13 protein-coding genes are annotated in these 18,674 nt (G+C 46.2%); 4 read left to right on the plus strand and 9 right to left on the minus strand.

The annotated features are described in order from the left end of the window. Positions 1-88: 88 nt before the first annotated feature. From MHN09_RS03210 to MHN09_RS03220, 3 genes are all read right to left on the minus strand, one after another. The gene (locus MHN09_RS03210; protein ID WP_187446354.1) at positions 89-835 is read right to left on the minus strand and encodes a hypothetical protein; all 747 of its coding nucleotides are present in this window, start codon (positions 833-835) and stop codon (positions 89-91) included. Between the two features lie 175 nt (positions 836-1,010). Then, positions 1,011-2,117 (minus strand): FecR domain-containing protein, encoded by a 1,107-nt coding sequence (locus tag MHN09_RS03215; protein WP_239217769.1) that lies wholly within the window; start codon positions 2,115-2,117, stop codon positions 1,011-1,013. Beyond that, complete coding sequence (locus tag MHN09_RS03220; protein ID WP_239217767.1) at positions 2,110-2,700, minus strand: sigma-70 family RNA polymerase sigma factor; 591 nt, start codon at positions 2,698-2,700, stop codon at positions 2,110-2,112. Before MHN09_RS03220 ends, MHN09_RS03215 begins: the two co-directional genes overlap by 8 nt. A 209-nt stretch (positions 2,701-2,909) precedes the next feature. On the opposite strand from MHN09_RS03220, the gene MHN09_RS03225 reads away from it, so the two are divergent. After that, positions 2,910-6,074: a TonB-dependent receptor gene (locus MHN09_RS03225; RefSeq protein WP_239217765.1), complete on the plus strand. Its 3,165-nt coding sequence runs from the start codon at positions 2,910-2,912 to the stop codon at positions 6,072-6,074. A gap of 35 nt (positions 6,075-6,109) precedes the next feature. Here MHN09_RS03225 and MHN09_RS03230 read toward each other — a convergent pair whose 3' ends face one another. Both MHN09_RS03230 and MHN09_RS03235 read right to left on the minus strand, forming a co-directional pair. Further along, a complete protein-coding gene (locus MHN09_RS03230; RefSeq protein WP_039229326.1) occupies positions 6,110-6,292 on the minus strand; it encodes a DUF6435 family protein in 183 nt (60 codons plus the stop codon). Positions 6,293-6,456: 164 nt separating this feature from the next. Continuing rightward, on the minus strand, positions 6,457-8,784 hold the full coding sequence (locus MHN09_RS03235) for a TonB-dependent hemoglobin/transferrin/lactoferrin family receptor (protein WP_239217763.1): 2,328 nt from the start codon (positions 8,782-8,784) through the stop codon (positions 6,457-6,459). A gap of 225 nt (positions 8,785-9,009) precedes the next feature. Here MHN09_RS03235 and MHN09_RS03240 point away from each other — a divergent pair, with 225 nt between their 5' ends. From MHN09_RS03240 to MHN09_RS03250, 3 genes are read left to right on the plus strand one after another with little or no spacing between them, the layout of a single operon-like run. Continuing rightward, on the plus strand, positions 9,010-9,804 hold the full coding sequence (locus tag MHN09_RS03240; RefSeq protein ID WP_239217761.1) for a DUF4198 domain-containing protein: 795 nt from the start codon (positions 9,010-9,012) through the stop codon (positions 9,802-9,804). A 25-nt stretch (positions 9,805-9,829) separates the two neighbouring features. Continuing rightward, positions 9,830-10,729 (plus strand): calcium-binding protein, encoded by a 900-nt coding sequence (locus MHN09_RS03245; RefSeq protein WP_061486789.1) that lies wholly within the window; start codon positions 9,830-9,832, stop codon positions 10,727-10,729. Further along, positions 10,729-12,168, plus strand: coding sequence for a DUF2271 domain-containing protein (locus MHN09_RS03250; RefSeq protein WP_239217759.1), 1,440 nt, complete (start codon positions 10,729-10,731; stop codon positions 12,166-12,168). Before MHN09_RS03245 ends, MHN09_RS03250 begins: the two co-directional genes overlap by 1 nt. A gap of 104 nt (positions 12,169-12,272) precedes the next feature. Here MHN09_RS03250 and MHN09_RS03255 read toward each other — a convergent pair whose 3' ends face one another. The 4 genes from MHN09_RS03255 to MHN09_RS03270 form a co-directional block, all read right to left on the minus strand. Beyond that, on the minus strand, positions 12,273-12,980 hold the full coding sequence (locus MHN09_RS03255; protein WP_168463123.1) for a DUF6445 family protein: 708 nt from the start codon (positions 12,978-12,980) through the stop codon (positions 12,273-12,275). Next, positions 12,959-13,702: a SapC family protein gene (locus MHN09_RS03260; protein WP_168463124.1), complete on the minus strand. Its 744-nt coding sequence runs from the start codon at positions 13,700-13,702 to the stop codon at positions 12,959-12,961. The genes MHN09_RS03255 and MHN09_RS03260 overlap by 22 nt, the downstream gene beginning before the upstream one ends. Positions 13,703-13,728: 26 nt before the next feature. Continuing rightward, a complete protein-coding gene (locus MHN09_RS03265) occupies positions 13,729-15,297 on the minus strand; it encodes a tryptophan halogenase family protein (RefSeq protein WP_168463125.1) in 1,569 nt (522 codons plus the stop codon). A gap of 84 nt (positions 15,298-15,381) precedes the next feature. After that, positions 15,382-18,288, minus strand: coding sequence for a TonB-dependent receptor (locus MHN09_RS03270; RefSeq protein WP_168463126.1), 2,907 nt, complete (start codon positions 18,286-18,288; stop codon positions 15,382-15,384). Between the last annotated feature and the right edge of the window lie 386 nt (positions 18,289-18,674).

Here is an 18,674-nt window from a genome sequence, read left to right on the forward strand (position 1 = left end):
GAGCCTTTTAAAACCAAAGCCGCTAAAGGCCGAAGTAAGCCCGATCCATTCAACAAGCGTTTAAAGTATGTCCTAGCTAATTACCTTGTTAATTGCCCGGCTCCCACTTTTCACCGCATACTGAATTTTTGGTAAATATGGCGTACGGGCTGTTGGTGTCGTGCAGTGAATTGCGTAGCGCTGCGCCGTGATCTACCGTAATAAAAGCTGTGTCAGAGGCCTTACCTTGTTCATCCAGCATAAAGTAGTCGCTGGAGTAGCTTGTTAGCATCATGCGATTGTCGTAACCCATATCGCTTAAGCGAACCCGGGTAATGGCTTTAAATTTAGCGTCGGGGTTAGAAAGGCCTACGATTTTCTTAAAAAAGTAGCCTTTATCAGACTGCAGCTGGGAAAAACCATTTAACGTGTTTATCAGGGTTTTTAAATCTATTGCTTCGCGCTGCAGCATGAAGTCGTGCTGAATGGCATTGCCATCTTTTCTAAGGCTGTCTTTCGACGGTGCTTTACCAGCAGTATAGGCCTGCTCTGCTTCCATTGAAGAAAGGTGCGCTTGCCCTTCCTCTGTATAGTGAATCAGTGCGCTCGTATTCATGTTTACGTAGTAGTCGCTGATCCCCGCAGGTACCACTTCAAATAGCATAACATCTGGGGTTACGGCGCCTCGCTCTTCGGGCGTTTGAGGGCCTTTAGCCACGCACTTGTCAGAAATGAAATAGTAATATTGGCCAGCTTCAATGGCGAAAGCTGTATTAGATAGCACCGCGCAGGTGGCCAGAAATAGTAGCCTGGAAGTGAAATGTTTAATTGCCGTTACAGCACTGCCTATTTGCATATCAAAGACGCCTTATTGTTTGATGCATTTATCTATCATACCAATGCATGCCGACTGGTATAAGGCGTCATTGTAAGGGGGAGTGGGTAAAAGCGCGAGTTAAGCTTTAGAACGCGCTTTACTCTTAGTTTGTAGCTCAATAAAGCTAAGTAAGAACTTATGAGCAAACCCACCGTTAACGGGGGCGAAGAACAATAGTGTCGCTAGAGTAGTCTGTAGATATCTGTAAATTGTCGGCAAGGGCGGCAATAAGCGCGTCTACATCATTGGTGTTGAATAGCCCTGCTACTTGCATGTTAGCAAGCGCAGCATCACCTAAAACGACCGTTTTATCCGTATATCGGCTTACTTCTTCAATCACGTCAATTAATGGCTCGCCGCGAAATACAATCTTGCCCTCACGCCAGCTTAAATCATTCGCGATATCTTCATCTGACACGGTCTCAACGGTGCTGTTAGGCAAAGATAAAAGCGATTTTTCACCTTGAACTAACGTCAGTGGCTGAGCCTGCGGTTTAATAATTGGATCAATAATGCTTTCGCCATTCGCTTTGTTAAGTGTATAGCTGGCGACTTCTACCACGCCTTCGGTAACTACCAGTTCAAGGTCGCCGCGGTGATATTGCACATTAAAAGCAGTACCAACCGCCTGTATGGCTTTACCGGCTGCAAGTACATTGAGCGGGCGTGATTTGTCTTTCGCCACTTCGATATGAAGCTCACCTTTGACAAGCTGAATAATCCGTGAGGTTTCAGTAAAAGCGATGTTCACTTGAGAGTTGGTATTAAGCCATAGTGTACTGCCGTCCTCTAAGCTAATACTCTTGTGCTCGCCCGGTTTGGTCGAAGCTTGTAACGAGTAGCTTGCCATTTGTGCAACAGGTTCGGTTTGGTTAGACGGCGAGAATATATTTAGCCCCTGATAACTTAACAGCCCAACCATTAAAAACGAGGCAGCAATGGCCAGCGGGCGCTTCCAAGTCACGGTGTTGTGTGCTTTTTGTTTGGCGCTAGGCTCAGGTGTATGAGGTACGATTTCAGCCAGTTCGCTAAGCACCGACATCTTGTCCCACAAGGCTACCATTTCGAGGAAGGTGTCTCGATGCAAAGGCGTTGCGAGCCATGTTTTTAGCGCTTGCATTTCTTCGGCATCAAGCCCTTCGTCGAGTTTCACTAGCCATTCGCTAGCGGCATCAAGCACACGCTCATCGCTATTAAACTGTACAACGTTGCTATTGGTGTCTGACTTAGCGTTTTTTGTTTCGTTTGTTGAACTATTCATGGGCGTCTCTCTTTACATCCGCCGTACTGTGTTGCCCACCATTTTGATAAGCGTTCGGCCGTGTATACGACGTTGTTTGTCGTCGCATAAATAAGGTGCATCTTTTAATCCCTTCAGCAATATGCTTTTCCACGGTTTTTTCGCTTATCTCTAATTCCTGGGCAATCTCTTTAAGAGAGTAGCCATACACTTTCTTCAACACAAATGCGCGCCTGCATTGTTTGGGTAGGGCGCGCACTGCATCACAAAACAACTTAAACTCTTGCTGGGTAGCGTTGTTGTGAAATGTTTCATCTTCAACACCGCTAATTGCACTTTCCAGCGCCGCCGCAACCTCTACGCTGTCGTCTACCATGCGCGTATCAGCACGCTTTAAATGATCGTAAGCCAAGTTTTTTGCGGTCTTAAACAAAAACGACTTAGGCTCTTTAATATGCTCAGTAGATTTAGCCTGACACAAGCGGACGTACGTATCCTGTAGTATGTCGTCGACTTCTTTAGGCGGCACAAGGCGCGATAGCATTTTGGCCATCGAGCCGCGCGCCGACATATAGGCATTATGTATGGCTGTTTCTATGGGCATATTGTTATTTTTTATCGTTGTTACTTACTAAGACGACAGCCACGCTATTTTCCCCCAGTATTTTCAACATTATCGCTCAAAAATTAAATTTGTTAATGGGTTGTATATAATGCGGCGCTAGTTTAAAACAACACCAACAATAAAGAGGAGGGTGACGCGTAGGCATTTCCCCTTCATAAATTAATAATAACAATAGCGTAAATACAAATATGCCTGTGGCAAATAACCCATTCGACACACAACCCAAGCTGCCTTTTAAGCCTAAAGCTTTAACGGTTGCGCTGTGTATGGTGTCGTTCGGCGCAAGTCACACCGCTATTGCTCAATCGGTGCTTCCTCACCAACAAGCCGAAGTAATTGCTCAAAATAAGTCACCGCTTCCAGCGATAAATTTCGCTATTCCCGCACAAAGCGCAGATGAGGCGATCATCGCGTTTGCAAACCAGGCCGAGCTGACCGTAGTCTTTCCCTTCAATAAAGTCAGACATGTCTTTGCCAACGAAGTAAGTGGTAACTATACGCCGCAGGAGGCAATTAAAAAGCTTTTAGCTGGTACGGGTCTGAGTGCTCACATTGTTGATAACACACGCATAAAAATAGTGCCTGCTAGCGATGGCGATGAAAACAATCACTTGCTAGGTCGCCTGTTTAACGCCATTACCGCACAAGACGATAGCTTGGTGACCGTACCGGATGAGCAAGGTAGTTACGACATTGAATACATTGAAGTAAGGGGCTTGCGAGCGCGTGTTGCTCAATCGGTGGGGATTAAACGCAACGCGAACGTCATCATTGATACAATCCAGTCGGTGGATATGGGTAAGTTCCCCGATCAAAACCTCGCAGAAGCGCTGCAGCGTGTGTCTGGCGTATCTATCGACCGCGCAGAAGGGGAAGGGCAACTTGTTACGGTGAGGGGCTTTGGGCCGGAATTTAATCGGGTTTTATTAAACGGCAGGCCCATGGCAACCGATAAGCTCGGGCGCGAATTCAGTTTTGATACACTGGCTTCTGAGATTGTCAGCAGTGTAACCGTACACAAACAAAGTCAGGCGACTATGCAGTCGGGTGGCATTGGCGCTACGATTGATGTTCAAACTGCTAAACCTTTATCCTTCAAGGGAATGCGGGCGGCTGGCAGCGTCAAAATGCAGTACGACACCAACTCGCAACAATACGCGCCTTCTACCTCTGCTATGTTCAGCAACACCTATTTAAATAACTCGTTTGGTATTCTAGCCTCTTTTACTCAGCACAAGCGCCAAGCGCGGTTAGAAGAAGCGCAAATTGATGGCTGGTTGGTAAATACTAACGTACCTGAAAGTGAGCTTTCTGAATACGTTCCTACGTTATACGTTCCCAGAAATTACGATCAAAGAGTGCGTTTTGACGATAGAACCCGCACGGGGTCTGCACTCGTTTTACAGTATAGACCTAACAACAAGCTAGAGCTTACTGCCGACTATTTGGGGTCGACATTCGATGTGGAGACCTCGGCAACCTCAATGGGGCATTGGTTTACATCAAGTAATCTTGAAGATGTTACGGTTGATAAAAACGGCACGGCGGTGGCTTTTTCACAAAACAGTGGGCACGCCACCGACTTTCACGCGCGCACATTTAACCGTTCGTCGACTTTAAAAAGCTTCGGTTTTGCAGCAAACTATATCGCGAGCGATAGCGTAATTGTTGATGCTGATCTGTCTTATTCAATGGCTAATGTCGATGACAATAACGGAGAGGGCAATTCACTCTCTCTTATCGGCTATTTAAATCGCTCTTCATTTGACCATACTCAATCAAACATATTGCCGGCTATATCGGGCTTTGAACAAGCCAACCCTCGTCAAGTTAACGCTTTGGGGGAGCCTGTGGGGGTATCCCATTACTTAGACCCAGCTAACGGCCGTTCTCATGTGATGCTGCGCAGAGGATGGAGTGTTGACGACGATATAGGGCAAGGAAAAATCAATGTAAGCGTGCTTGGCGACGATAACTGGTTTAGCAAAATTGACGTTGGCGGAGCATTAACTCAGCGAGAAAAAGCCAACGAAAGAAGAGACAACGAAGCCGACGCAAGACACTGCAGTTTTTGTGGCTATTTTGATGCACCTGATATTCCCGATAGCTTCCAAACCATATTTGACGCTGGCGACGATTTTCTTGGGTCAATTAGTGGGCATGAGAACATACCTCATCAGTGGCTGCGTCACGACGGCGATACATTATTTCGTTACTTGGAGAACGCCGGTGATGTCAGTTTAGCCGCTGAAACTCGGGGGAGTTCTTTCGCGGTTAAGGAAACCGTGTATGCGGGGTATGTTCAAGCCGCTATTGAAAAGGATTTTGCGCCTTGGTTTATTGATGTGCATGCAGGGCTACGGGCTGAGTATACTGACGTAAAAGTAAGTGGTGTCGACGAACAGTTGTCGGCGTTAGTTATTTTAGACCAAACCGAACTGGGGCAAGAATTTGGCGCCTCGGTAAGCATTGATGAATCGTCAAACTACACCAATGTTTTACCTAGCGTAAGTTTTAAAGCCAGCTGGTTAGATAGCTGGGTATTTCGCGCGGCTTATAATCACAGTATCACCCGCCCAACCTTAGAACAGATGGCGCCGGGCGTAACTTACACCACCACGCGACAAGGTGGTGATCTGCGGGCGCGTATCGGAAACGCACAGCTATTGCCCTTTGAGGCAAAAAACATTGATTTGGCCATTGAGCATTACTACCAGGAAAATAGCTATATATCGGCAGGTTACTTTAGAAAAACGGTAGATAATTTCATTGTTAATGAAAGCAGTACACAAACCTTTAATAACGTGACTGACCCTAGCACCGGCACAGATCCAAACGCGGTTGATGATGCTGATGCATTAGCGCAGTTTTCCGTAATATCTCCTAGCAACGGTGAGTCTGCAACGGTTGAAGGGGTAGAGGTAGCAGTACAGCATTTGTTTGGCGAGTCAGGGTGGGGAATTCAGGCCAATGCGAGCTTTGTAGACAGCAACGCTGAATTAGACACCGCCAATATCCGTTCAACCTTCGCACTTACAGGGTTGTCGGGTGCAAAAAACATGGTGCTTTTTTATGAAAAAAATGCGCTGCAATGGCGGGTGGCCTGGAACCAGCGAGAAGGGTTCTTGCAATCACTGAACCAAACCCAAAGCACCGAGCCTACCTTTGTTAGCCCCTACAAGCAGTGGGATATGAGCCTTTCATACCAATTTAGCCCGAGGGTTTCTGTATTTTTTGAAGGAATCAATATTACTAACGAAACCGTGCATAAGCGCGGCCGATTCAGCAATCATCTCTTGCTTGTGCAAGACGCGGGGGCGCGCTACGCCTTAGGTGTAAACATCACGTATTAGTATTCGGTCACACGCAATGTGCAAGCGCCTAGCATTTATGTTCCTTGTGTATTCTTCTCCAGTGTTTCTATTTCTTTCCACAGTTTTTCTGATTGGGCGGTAAGCAATGAATAAGTCTTTATGTCACCGTTTCTTTGCGCGTGCATGGCTTTTTCAAGAAGGGCGTCATACTGCTTCCGCATCTTTTTGGTTGGATTGCTTTTAAAAAGTCCAAACATAGTGAAAGTCCTAAAAAGAGAGATAGCGAGAAAACGTTTGAACAGGAACTTTCGATCACCCATTTTCGTGAACAAACTTTCATAAACATTCATGGGAGAATACTTGAGTGAATAGCAGGCCACTTGGCTAAGTTGAACTCAGTATGGCCTGCACTTTGGTTACATTAGAACTGGTAAGTGACGTAGGCACTTATACTTCTGCCTGGCTCTGAGTAGCGCTGGTATCCATTGCCGCTTACGCCGCCAAAGAAACCACCAGTACCGTCTCTTACGCTATTAAGTACTTCCCAGCGGTAATACTCTTTGTCTGTAAGGTTGTAAATTGCCGTGGTAAAGCGCAGGTTTTCAGTAATGTCGTAGTAGGCGAGCAGGTCGAAAACAGCATAGCCTGCAGGCGTATGCGATGGACCTGCGCCGTTGTTCAACGAGGTGTAGCTAAGTTGAGTACTTTCTTCTACCCCTTTACTCAAAATTGCGACAAGTTCTGCGCCCCAATCACCTTCATCAGATACGTAGCCTAATCCAACTGTTGCGGTATCTGGCGATACGGTTTCTAAGTCGTCACCTGCATTGTTGAAAGCAGACGCGGTGTCGTAGGTACCGTCCAACGCTGTATATGCAAAACGACCTGATACATTATCGGTAAAATGATAATTGGCGGTAACTTCAAAACCGTCAACAGTCAGTTCACCCGTATTTTGTGGCTGCGTGAATACATCATCAGTGTTCACTACAGTTTCACAACCGAAACGACCGCACTGCACGGTAGTTACTTCAGTGCCATAAGGCGTTGAATAAGTCTCGTCTTGAATCATGTTGGTGTACTCAGTTCTAAACACCGACACGCTGACATTCCCGTTCTCGAAATCACCAATATAAGTGAGTTCAAAGTTAGTCGACTCTTGAGCATCAAGCTCACTGTTGGCTATACGATCAAGATCAATAAAGGTGTCACCAGTTATAATGTCGGTAACTTCATCCCCTGAGTTCGTGCCAAAATATAAGCTTTGTAGCGTAGGCGCTTGGTAGCCCTGAGCAACACGGACATTTATAGAATGACCTTTTACGAATTCGTAGGTAGCACCAATCTCACCAACCACCGCACTAAACTCGCTGTCTGTGATGCTTAACCCTGTGGGGTCTGAAAATGTGCTATCTACAGTAGGCGTGTATTCGGTTGAATCGTAGCGAAGTCCAAGGTTTACACTTAATTGCTCGCTAAGTTCAACCGTGTCAGCTAGGTAGGCTGTAATTAACGTTTTTTCGGTTTCTGGAACAAAGCTTTGGTCGCGAATAGGGTAGCCGTCTAATATAGGCGAGTCCGCGGTTTGTCCAGCGAACCTGCGGTCAAACATCACCGCTTCAGCGTCCACCTGTTGAAAACTAAAACCATAAATAATCTCATGGTTAAATTCTCCGGTGATTGATTTGGCCAAATCAACATTGAAACTCAATGAGTCCTGGCTGAAATTGCGGTCTTCGGTACGCAATATAGCGTCGCCGTCTGCACTGCCGTAAAGAAAGCTGGTTACACCCGATGAAAACAGCTCTTGATAGTTCAATGTCACATCTATGCTGTCAGCAAACGCTAGGCCCAAGTTTTCGTTGTTAAAGAAAAGCCCAATTCGCTCGCGGTTATTTTCATCCGCTGAGGTGAAGTCAAAATAAGAATCACTTTGGCGAGAAAGAGGTACGCCGTTCGTTTCTCTGTCTGTCTTTTCGTAAACAAAGCCTAGTTGCTGGTGCTTAGAAAAGTTATAAGCAAGTTTAAGTAAAACTGCATCGACTTGATTATCCATCGGGTCAGCCTGACCACGTGCTGAGCCAGAGATATTCTCACCATGGCTGTGGGCTTCTGTTTCACTACTGTCGCGCATTGTGTATTGCAATAGCGAGTCGAAGTTACCCGTTCTGTTAGCGACGGTGCCGTGTACTAGCCATTCGTCAGAGCGTGCATCAAAACCGGTTTTCAACTTAACGCCTGTAGCATCACCTGTGGCAGGTAAAAAGTCGCTCGCTTCATTGGTCACGTAGGTAACTGAGCCTGCAAGGGAGCCTGGTCCTTGCGCGACAGCGCTTGGGCCTTTAGTGATATTGACGGCTTTTACGTGTTCCAATTCAATTTCGCCGCGGCTCGATCCATACATTCCATAAGCGGCGAATGAGCTTGGGTTTAGCGTTTCGCCTTGACCGACGCCATCTACAGTTACTGCTACGGCGTCTCCTTCCAAGCCGCGAATGTTGAAGCCATCGTTACCGAAACGGTTACCCGTATCATTAGTTTGTACTCCTGGGATATAGCGAGCGGTATCTTCAATATTTGTAATTGAGCGCTTTGACAGAGTTTGTGCATCCAGCACGGTTTCGACAGTCGTTGTCAGGGTTTCTTCACTTTTGGCCTTTGTAACTGCCAATTCTGATTGTTGAGCTAGGGCAGGAAGTGTTAGCGCACAGCCAAGCGAAATAGCTACCGTTGAGCGTTTAAATTTCATTGTTCTTTTCCAATTTTTAATAAAAGTGCAAATAATTAGTATTTCGTATCAACGCTAAACCTCCTGTTTGCGTCGGTTGATATCATTTTTATTTTTCTTAAATCGCGCCTGTCAAAGCGATTTCTTGACACTTCGTGCGTCAAAAATCGATCGTAATACTATTGATAACCATTATCATTTGCAATAGTATGATTTCACTTTTACACAACTAGAAAATAAAAAACCATGAAAAAACACACGCTCATCAGTTTACCCTTGCTTATTGCAAGCTGCTTCAGTGGCGCTGCTCTAGCCCACGTGGCTTACCTAAAACCGCTTCAGTTTGAACCGGTTAGAGGCGGTAAAGTCACGCTGGATGCATCTTTTGCAGAACAATTTTTTGTACCAGAAGCGGCAATTACGAATGCATCGTTTGAAGTGGTAACCCCTAGCGGCAAGCAAGTGAGTGTGGAGAAGGTTGTCGATCTGTCTACCCGTAATGTTCTTGAGCACACTTTAGAGGAAGAAGGGACTTACCAGTTTTCGACCGGAAAACGCATGGGGGCAATTTTTCGCGTGTATGAAAAGGACGGTGAGCGAGGCTCTATGCGAGGTAATGAAAAGCCTCTACCTGAAGGTGCGATACTAAAAGAGCACTTTCAATCAGTTACGTTTGCAACAACGTACGTAACGAAGAAAGGGCCAAGTGAACAGGCGTTAGCGCCAAGAAACGACGGCTTAGAGATCGTGGCAATTAATCACCCTAACAGTTTGTTTGCCAACGAGAGTTTTAATTTCAAAGTTCTGTTTAACGGTAAGCCTGTTACCGATCATGAAATCTCGGTGTACCAAGGAAAAGATCAGTTCGCCGAAGAATCTGATGTAGAAAAATTAACGACAAATGCCAAAGGGCAAGCGTCATTTACTCCTTCAGCACAAGATGTCTATTTGATGCAAGTAAGACTGCGTACCGACGCGCCTGATGGTGCAGACGTGCCCACTTATAGCTACACCACCACACTATCATTCGAAGCCTATTAATCATTGAGGGTACAAGGAGATAATTATGTTTAAAACAGTAAGTTTAGCCGTTGTATCTGCGCTTTGTATTAGCGCTTCGGCAGTAGCGGCACCACATAGCGCCAGCGGCATTATATTGACCTATGACTTAAACAAAGACGAGTCACTTCCATTAGAAGAGTTCGTTGATGCCAGACGCGCTCGCTTCAATGCGTCTGATACCAACAAAGACGGTGTACTTGATGAAAGTGAATACGTTTATGAGTGGGAAGGCAAAGTAGAAAAACGGTTAGCTGAAGACAGAAAAGCATCGGTAAAACAAACTCACATACGTTTCCATGCTGTCGATAGTAACGATGACGAGTTCATTACTATTGATGAAGTAAACGCGGTGGGTGAGCGAAGTTTCTCGCGTATGGACAGTGATAATGATGGTGTAGTTGCACTGGGCGACCCTGAACCAGCGCCCCGTCGCTCGGCGTCACAGGAAAAAGATGACAAACCTGAGCTAGTACAGCGCCCTATGTTGCGCATGCCGACCAGCCACAATATTGAAGGCTTTGTCACCTTATACGACCAAAACGGTGACGAAAAGGTAACAAAAGAAGAGTTTCACGCCGTTCGCAAAGCGCAATTCCAGCGTACAGACGAAAACAGTGATGACAAGCTTACAGAGCAAGAATACGTGCTTGAGTTTGAAGACAGGCTGGATGCACAGATCGAGAAGACCCATGAAGGGCAAATTAAACAAACTTACGTTCGCTTTGAAGTTCTTGATACAGACGAGAATGGCAAAATGACATTTTCAGAGTACATGGTGTCTGGGTTTAATGCCTTTCATCGCTACGACACTAATGGTGATGGCTACTTAACGTTAGCTGATCCAGCGCCTGCGCCACGTCAGCAGGAGCAAAGTGACACCACCACTGCACAAGTCAGCGAATAATGGTTGGGCGTTTCCTTTTATATCTGGCGGTATTTACCGCCAGCTATGCTGTTAAGGCCGAGTTGTATGTGTTTCCTGCACCATCACCAGAAGCAACCTCCCACACACTTAACACAGAAATAACCCTGTACGAAGAGCAGACACTTAGCGCCATTGAGCAAAAGAATATTGATCTACTGATTAAAGACACCTATCAAACGCTAGATAAATCAAACGCAACGAGTGCGCTTAGCGAAATTAATCAACGTTACGAAGGTACACTTCCGGCGTGGCTGTACAGTGCCATTAAGCGGTGCGAGGATTGGTTTAATCGGACTGAAGGTAACATAAGCTGCCGCAACGGTGCGCTTTATGACTATTGGGCCGAATATGTTCAAGGTAAGCATGACCTTTCGCGTCGCGAAGTGAGACGTCTTGCTCGTGTGGCGCGCATTGCTGAGGTCAATTTTAATGACGATAACAGCGTGGCATTTGCGTCACCTATCCAGTGGGATTTATCCGAGTTCACAGCTTCTCTTGCCGTAGATCGCATTGCTCACTACCTGACATCAATTAATATTCGTTCTTACCACATTAGCGCGCAAGGGCTAGAAACCCACGCGTCGAACCAAGGTTTTAGTTGGCAGGGGACCGTGGCGCAAGAGGCTGTAATTCAAAATGGCCGCGCAACGGACGCTGTTAGTAATCCAAGCACCATCGCATACATCAGGCCGTGGCAACGCCCAGTACTTTCTACTTCAAAGCTGGCGTCTTTAGAAAAGGGCGTGTTAAGCCACAGTGACGGTTGGCCTAGCGCCAAGTTTCAAGCCATATCAGTGGCGGATAACGCATTTGAAGCCATGTTGTTAGCACACTTTTCGGCAACCAAAACAGCGCAGCAAGCCATGGAGTTAGTTAACGCGAACCCATCACTAGCGCTGAAGTTAATTGATGAAAATGGCAGGGTATTTACCAGCAACACCTATACGGCTCGCACGTCGGGTAAAAACAAGGCTGAAAAAAATGGCCACGCCATCTCAATTGATATCACCTTACCGCTATTTGACATTGCAGATTATCGCGGTCCTTACGTAAGCGTGTGGATAAGCGACGAAAAGAACCGGCTAGTAAAAAGCTTGGCGCTTCGCGGCACCAGCGAAAGGTGGCTAGGCGAGCTGCGCACATGGTGGCGAAGAGTGGGTCGGAAAAATGAAGGTTTAGTCGATGGGTTTGCCGGGGCTACAAAGAAAAACGCGCCCTTGCACATAGAGTGGGATGGATTGGATGATTTTGGACAAAGCGCAAACTCTTCGTCGTTAATACTTCACGTTGAAGTGGCTAGAGAGCACGGCGGTCGAAGCTATGAGAAAATTCCATTTACCTTTGATAGCCTGACTTCACCAATAACCGTAACGGGCACGGATGAAATCGCGTCTATTACACTTTCACTAATGAATTAGTCGTCAATCTTAAAATTGCAGTAACGTAACGAGCACTACCAAAGGCAGCTATCGCAAATCGCTATCTGAAGTTTTCATAGTCCTCATTATTAGGGCTGAGCGTTTTACCCTTTAAACGTGATACTGGCGTTTGCGGTTAGCCTGCCTTCTTTCACATCAACAGAATCCGAAATATCGTTAGGTAAACAGCCGCTGTGCAGCAAGTTGGCTGGATACAACACGGCGCGATTAAACATAGGCTCAATGCGGGCGATTTGGATGAACATGGCGGTATCACCGTTTATGTACGCTTTAGGTGGTAGCCCTACGCTGGTGGCTTGACGTTTTAAGGTTTTAAAATAGCCTTCGTATTGCGCTGCATTAACCCGCTCTAACCCCGTTTCAATATGTCGATAGAATGCAGTACCGCCCAAAGGTGCGCTAAACAGATAGTGTACCAATGCCCATTCATTATCCTTTTGCGTATCGATGTGTGGAATACATTGAATGGGCGACAAATTTTTCGGCTCTTGATTGGCTATGGAAAGTTGCACTAGGGGTATTTGAAGCGGCTTTTCCACGCCAAAATCTTGTAGCCCATTATGCGAAGCAAGTTGGCTAAACAGCAGCGGAAGCGAGGTATGTAGGTGTTCGACATACTCCTGGGGCGGGTGACTTCTCACCCCCGGATAAAAGTCGCCATCTCGTTTTGTAAACGGGTGGTGTTGAGCAATTGTTTCTACCAAACTCAGCGGGTCTGGTATGAAACCATCGATAACAACAATCGGTGTGGCTTGCTCACCAACCTTAATCAATTTGTAGTTTGAAACCATGCGTCTGCGTTTTTATTCGCCTTGTTCTTTTTGTCGATAAGGGCATAGATTTGTGCGTTTGACGCTATGAGCGTGTAAATGCATTGCAGCATGTGTTGTGCATGCAAATCAGCAATCGCGTCAGCACTAAGCGCCGCTAGCTTATCTTCATCAATGGTATATAACCCTGTTATAGACGTTTTGCTTTCGTTTTCAAAGGTAATATCTAGGGTGAATGGTGTGATAAGGTTGTGCTGTTGCAGCGCGGCAATAAAACGTTGATTTTGCGTTTCACCGTCAAGAAGCTGAGCAAGGATCTGCTGCTTTTCTAACAGGTAGTTACTGGGCTCTCCCGTGTTATCAAAAAGCGGTGTGCCTTTTTCTTCGCTTACTGAAGCGTTATCCATATCAATGCACAGCACCCGGTTGCTGCTGTCAGCGCTTTGCGCTTCCGTTCCTACATAAAAAGGCAGGCGTTCAAACTGTGCGGGAATATAAACCGCATCCCATTCACCTTGTTGCCAAAATAGGTTTTCTTTTTCTTCAAAACCTAATAAGGCAGATAAGCCAAATTGTCCAGAATCGTCAAACTTGGTGATCACCACGGGGTAATGTACCACAAGCTTGTTGAGTTCAGAGACCACCACAGGAACAAGGTGCTGATTGGCACTGAGTGACAATGCATCGTCGGTTACTTTCAAATCTGCATGTTGTTTATTATTAATGGCAACCATGTGAGTCATACGTAGGCCCTGCTTATTGATTTACGTTAAACGGCCTGCAGGCCGAATTGGTGAATTTTATTAATAAGTTCGCGATGTTTAGGCAGTTTCTCCACCGCCATGCCGCGAGCTTTTCTGTTCTGCATCAACTGTTGCTTAGCAAAGTCGGCGTTAACCCATTGCTGATGTGCGCCTAAATCTGAGGTGAACCCCATACCGTACAGGACATACTGATAGCTTGCCGCGGGGAATACCTCGTTGTTGCTGGTAAAGTCTTTGTCACTAGGTGGGTGGTATTGCCACAGTGCGAGTAATTCTTTTAATGAATCCGGAATAGTATGACTATCGCGATTGTCCCGCCAAAATGCGCTGTCTTCTCGCTTACTCAACATGTAATGCAGCTTTAAGAAGTCGATAATTCGCTGCCAACGGTAAGAAAAGGTGTCATTAAAGCGCTTCGCCACAATATCCATTACGGCTCGGTTTGCTGGTAACTGTTCAGCAATCATTGAGGCAGACAGCTCCACCAGTACAAGCGCTGAGGCTTCTAACGGCTCTAGAAAGCCCGCCGCTAGCCCAACAGCCACGCAGTTATTTTGCCAAAAGCGCTGCCTGTGTCCGCTTTGAATAGTAATGTCTTTTACGTTTATCCCATCTATGCCGTTTAACGTGCTGGTTTGGCGAACGTATGTGTCTAAGCGAGCATAGGCGTCATCTTTACTCTGATGCCTACTGGAATAGACGTGGCCTACACCTCGGCGTGACTGCAAACCGATATCCCAAATCCAACCGGCGTCTTGTGCGGTGGAGATAGTGTGGGAAGCAATAGGACTTTGCGGGGTGTCATAAGGCACGTGTACTGCTAATGCTCGGTCGATAAAAAGTACATCGTCACAGGGAATAAACGGCACTTTGTAATGCTCACCAAGCAGCATAGATTTGAAGCCGGTACAGTCAACAAAAAGGTCGCCCTCTACTATTACCCCTTGCTCGGTATTAAGGGCTTTGATATCGCCGTTATTGCTGCTTTCAACGCGGTTAACGTCGGCCAGCACATGGTGTACACCTAGTTTTTCAGTGCAGTGTTTGGTTAAAAAGGCGGTAAATTTTCCTGCATCTAGGTGATAAGCATAGTTTGCGGTGCCTGCAAACTCTGCGTGGCGTATGCTTTTAGGTGCACAACCTGCTTCGCATATCGCTTCCTGAACACATACTGCATGGGAAAAAGATTCGTTTAATTCTGGTGCAACAGACTGCCAATAAGGGCCTAAATTTGTTTGCGAAAAACCTTGGGGCAGCATGAGAGGGTGGTAGTAAAAATCGTGCTCTTCACCGCTGGTCCACTTAGCGAACTTTGCCCCTTGCTTGAATGTGGCGTCGCATTCTTTGATGAAAGTGGTTTCGCTAATACCCAATGCAATTAGTGTTGAGCGCATGGTTGGCCAAGTGCCTTCGCCCACGCCAATAATAGGCACATTGGGGCTTTCTATTAAGGTTACTTTAATGTCTTTGCGGGTAGCGCATTGATGTTGCGCTGCAATACGACCAGCCGTTAGCCACCCTGCGCTACCGCCACCAACTACTACAATGTGCGTTATGGGAGTTGCTGTTGTCATACTGATTTCCTGAATAAAAACTGTGGCTACCAAAGGGTAGCCACGAATGTGGGACCAACAAATGTCGGCCCCAATTACGCGAAACTAAAAGTTTCCGCGCACACCGAAGGCCCAACGTCTGCCGCTGTCTTCAACCAACAGCAAGTGATTAGAGAAGCGACCGCGTTTATGTACAAACTCTTCTGTAAGGTTAATACCTTCAAAGAAGATTTCTACATTGTCTGTCACGCTGTAGCTACCGCTAATGTCAAGCTGTTGATAAGACTCAACAATGGTTGGGCCGTCACCCTGCCCTTGTGTTAACGACTGAACAAACTCATCACGCCAGTTATAGGCAAGACGAATTTGATAATCGTCAGTTTCATAAAATGCCACCAAGTTGTAAGAATCACTTAACCCGGTTAGTGCAAATACCTGATTAATATCGAATGGATCGAGTTCGGCGTCACTGTCAACGATAGTTCCGTTGGCAAGCACCCCAAAGCCATTATCGAAAGTGTGCTGAAGCGCAAGCTCGAAGCCGTCTACCGTCGCGTCTTCACCGTTATTTGGCAGAGTATTGGTAAACACAGCTACGTCGTCACCCGCATCTGGCGCGCTAGCGTTAGTGCCTGTAGAAGGGTCGGTTAGCAGGCTGCCGTCAGCAAGCTCAAAGGTTTTGTCTTCTTGACTATTAACAATAAAGTTCGATACCAGCTTTCTGAAGTAACCAATCGATGCATAGCTTGCTTCGTCATAGTAATACTCTAGTGACAAGTCCAAGTTATCCGATTTGAATGGCTCTAACGCAGGGTTACCACTGGTAGATGTTAAGTCACCACCTTGGCGGGTGGTTGTAATTACCGTTACCGGCGACATGCTGTTAAGCGTAGGGCGAGTAATAGTTGAACTCGCCGCAAAGCGCGCAATTAAGTCGTCGGTAATTTCCAAACGTACGCTGAAGTTTGGCAATAGCACGTCGTAATCAGACTCAGTGGCAATACTTTGCGCATCGCCAAAACCAGCCAGCATTTCGGTTTGATCCAGAATCGTTAAGCCCGTTATTGGCGCTTGCGTTCCGTTAACCGTCACATCCGTCATTTCATAACGCACACCAGCGGTTGCGCTTAAGAACATGTCTGCAACTTCGCCTTCAAAGTCGAATTCCATATAGGTAGAGATAATATCTTCTTCAACTTCAAAGCTGTTATTACGACGCACCGCATCAAAACTAATCGACTCACCATTTACGCTTTGATAATAAGATTCTAAAAACGCAAAGTTGGCTTCGCCATCATGGGCAAGCCAAGAGGTGGGCATGCGACCGCTACCACTTACGTCAGAAAGAAAATCGCTGCCTGCGTCAAAAACGTATTGGCTGCCTGCTGGGATCTCAGGTAAGTCTGGGTAACCACAGTAAGTACAGTGAATACCTACACCTTCATTGTCCCAACGGGTAAGTGATTTGGTTTCGGTGCTGTACTGTGCGCCAAAGCGAATTTCAGTTAAGCCGCTGCCATCTGTTACGTATTCGCCGTCAAAGCGCAGCTGGCTCACTTCATCTTCTACCGCCCAGCCTCGACGCAGCATTACGTGAGCTCGGCTGTTAGCTTCATCAAGATGATTGCTCACACCATCAGGTGTCAGTGCAGGGTTGTATATAGGGAATCCGTCAGGACCAGTAACAATCGCGCCATCTAGTTCTTGTTGTCCGCTATAAATATTGTCATTAGGCGAAGCGAACATGCTGGCAACTGGTAAAATGTTGTCATCTACTTGGAATCGTACGCGGTTGGCATAACCAATAAGTGAAAGCTGATCGCCGCCACCATTATTGGCTTCGCGTTCGGCTTCTGAATGACTTAAATCAAACGATAAATTCAGATTATCAGAGTACTGGTAATCAAAGTTAAGGCCTATGGCATAGGTATCAGTTAAACGGTCGAACGTTTTGGCGTGCATATCTGTCGCCAAACCTACCTCTTGGTATAAATCGACAATAGTACCGTTTGCATCAACCGTTGGGCTGCGGCGATTGCCGTTTTCATCAAACAGGCTGCCGTCATCACCTACACCCTGAATGTTAGGTGCGGTAAACCAGTGGCCGTACGACGTTGCTTCAGACTCTACGTCAAAATCTGAATACAGTGCGTCAGCAGTTACAACCAGTTTGTCGTTAGGTGCATATTGGAATACAAGATTAGCGTTTGTTCGGGTACGCTCTTCAAAGGTCACTTTGTGATCGTAGTTTCGCGGTGAAAATACATTGCCTGTCCAAGCGTCGCCTGACTGCGTAACAGGGTTTGGCACGCCAACGTTCTCTAGCCAACCGTCCATCTGAGCCTGGTTAAGGCGAGTCTCACGCTCTTGGTGTGAAACGGCAAGTAATACACCGAAGGTGTCGTCATTGAACGTGTTGCTAATAAGGCCAGAAAATTGCGGCGTAGTTTCTTCGCTATTTTCGTCGTACACGCCTTTTACCGAGCCCGCCATTTTAAAACCGTTTAATGCGAACGGGCGCGCGGTATTAATATTAATGGTAGAGCCTACACCACCAGACTGCATTGTGGCCGTTGACGTTTTATGCACATCAAGGCTGCTTACTAACTCAGAAGCAATCGTGTCGAAACTGAACGCACGCGAATCGTTTTCAGACGCCATTTGACGGCCATTTACCAACACGGTGTTAAACTGTGGTCCAAAACCACGTACGGTAATTAGCTGGCCTTCACCGCCTGAACGGTCGATAGATACGCCGGTAATACGCTGTAGTGATTCAGCTAAGTTGGTATCGGGAAAATCACCGATGTCTTCTGCGCTAATGGCGTCGACTACGCCAGCAGAGCTGCGTTTAACATCCATCGATTTTGCAACCGATGAGCGGATACCACTTACCTCAATCACTTCTACGTCTTTATTGGGTTGCGCGTCTTGGGCAAATGCACTATTCGCAGAAATAGCCGACGCTAAAACTGCTGCCACTGAGCATGCAAGCTTGGTTTTCCTATACATGATGGTGTGTGTCCTAATCGTTAATTTTAATGCGCCTTATGGTGTGCACCCCACTTGGCTTTCTCTCACAGCATTTCGCTGTTAATTCATCAAGACGACACGGTTTGTAAAATCCCCCAAATTTATTTAACAATTTTTTAAATTAATTGAATCACCTTATTTAAAAGGCGTGATTTCTTCGACATCGATTATCGTATTTCACCTTTACGTGTGTTTAAAAAGTGCACAATTATTAATGTATTCACAGAATAAATGCTTCTTTATCCACTTCATTTATCGCCTGTATGCCATTTCTATATAAATATTAGTTATGACTCGTAAGTAAATGATACTAGTGATGTATGCCCATATAGCGTAGCTTTGCCGCAGTTTCGCTTGAAAAATAA

Source organism: Alteromonas sp. MmMcT2-5 (assembly GCF_022348315.1).
Lineage (GTDB): Bacteria > Pseudomonadota > Gammaproteobacteria > Enterobacterales > Alteromonadaceae > Alteromonas > Alteromonas macleodii.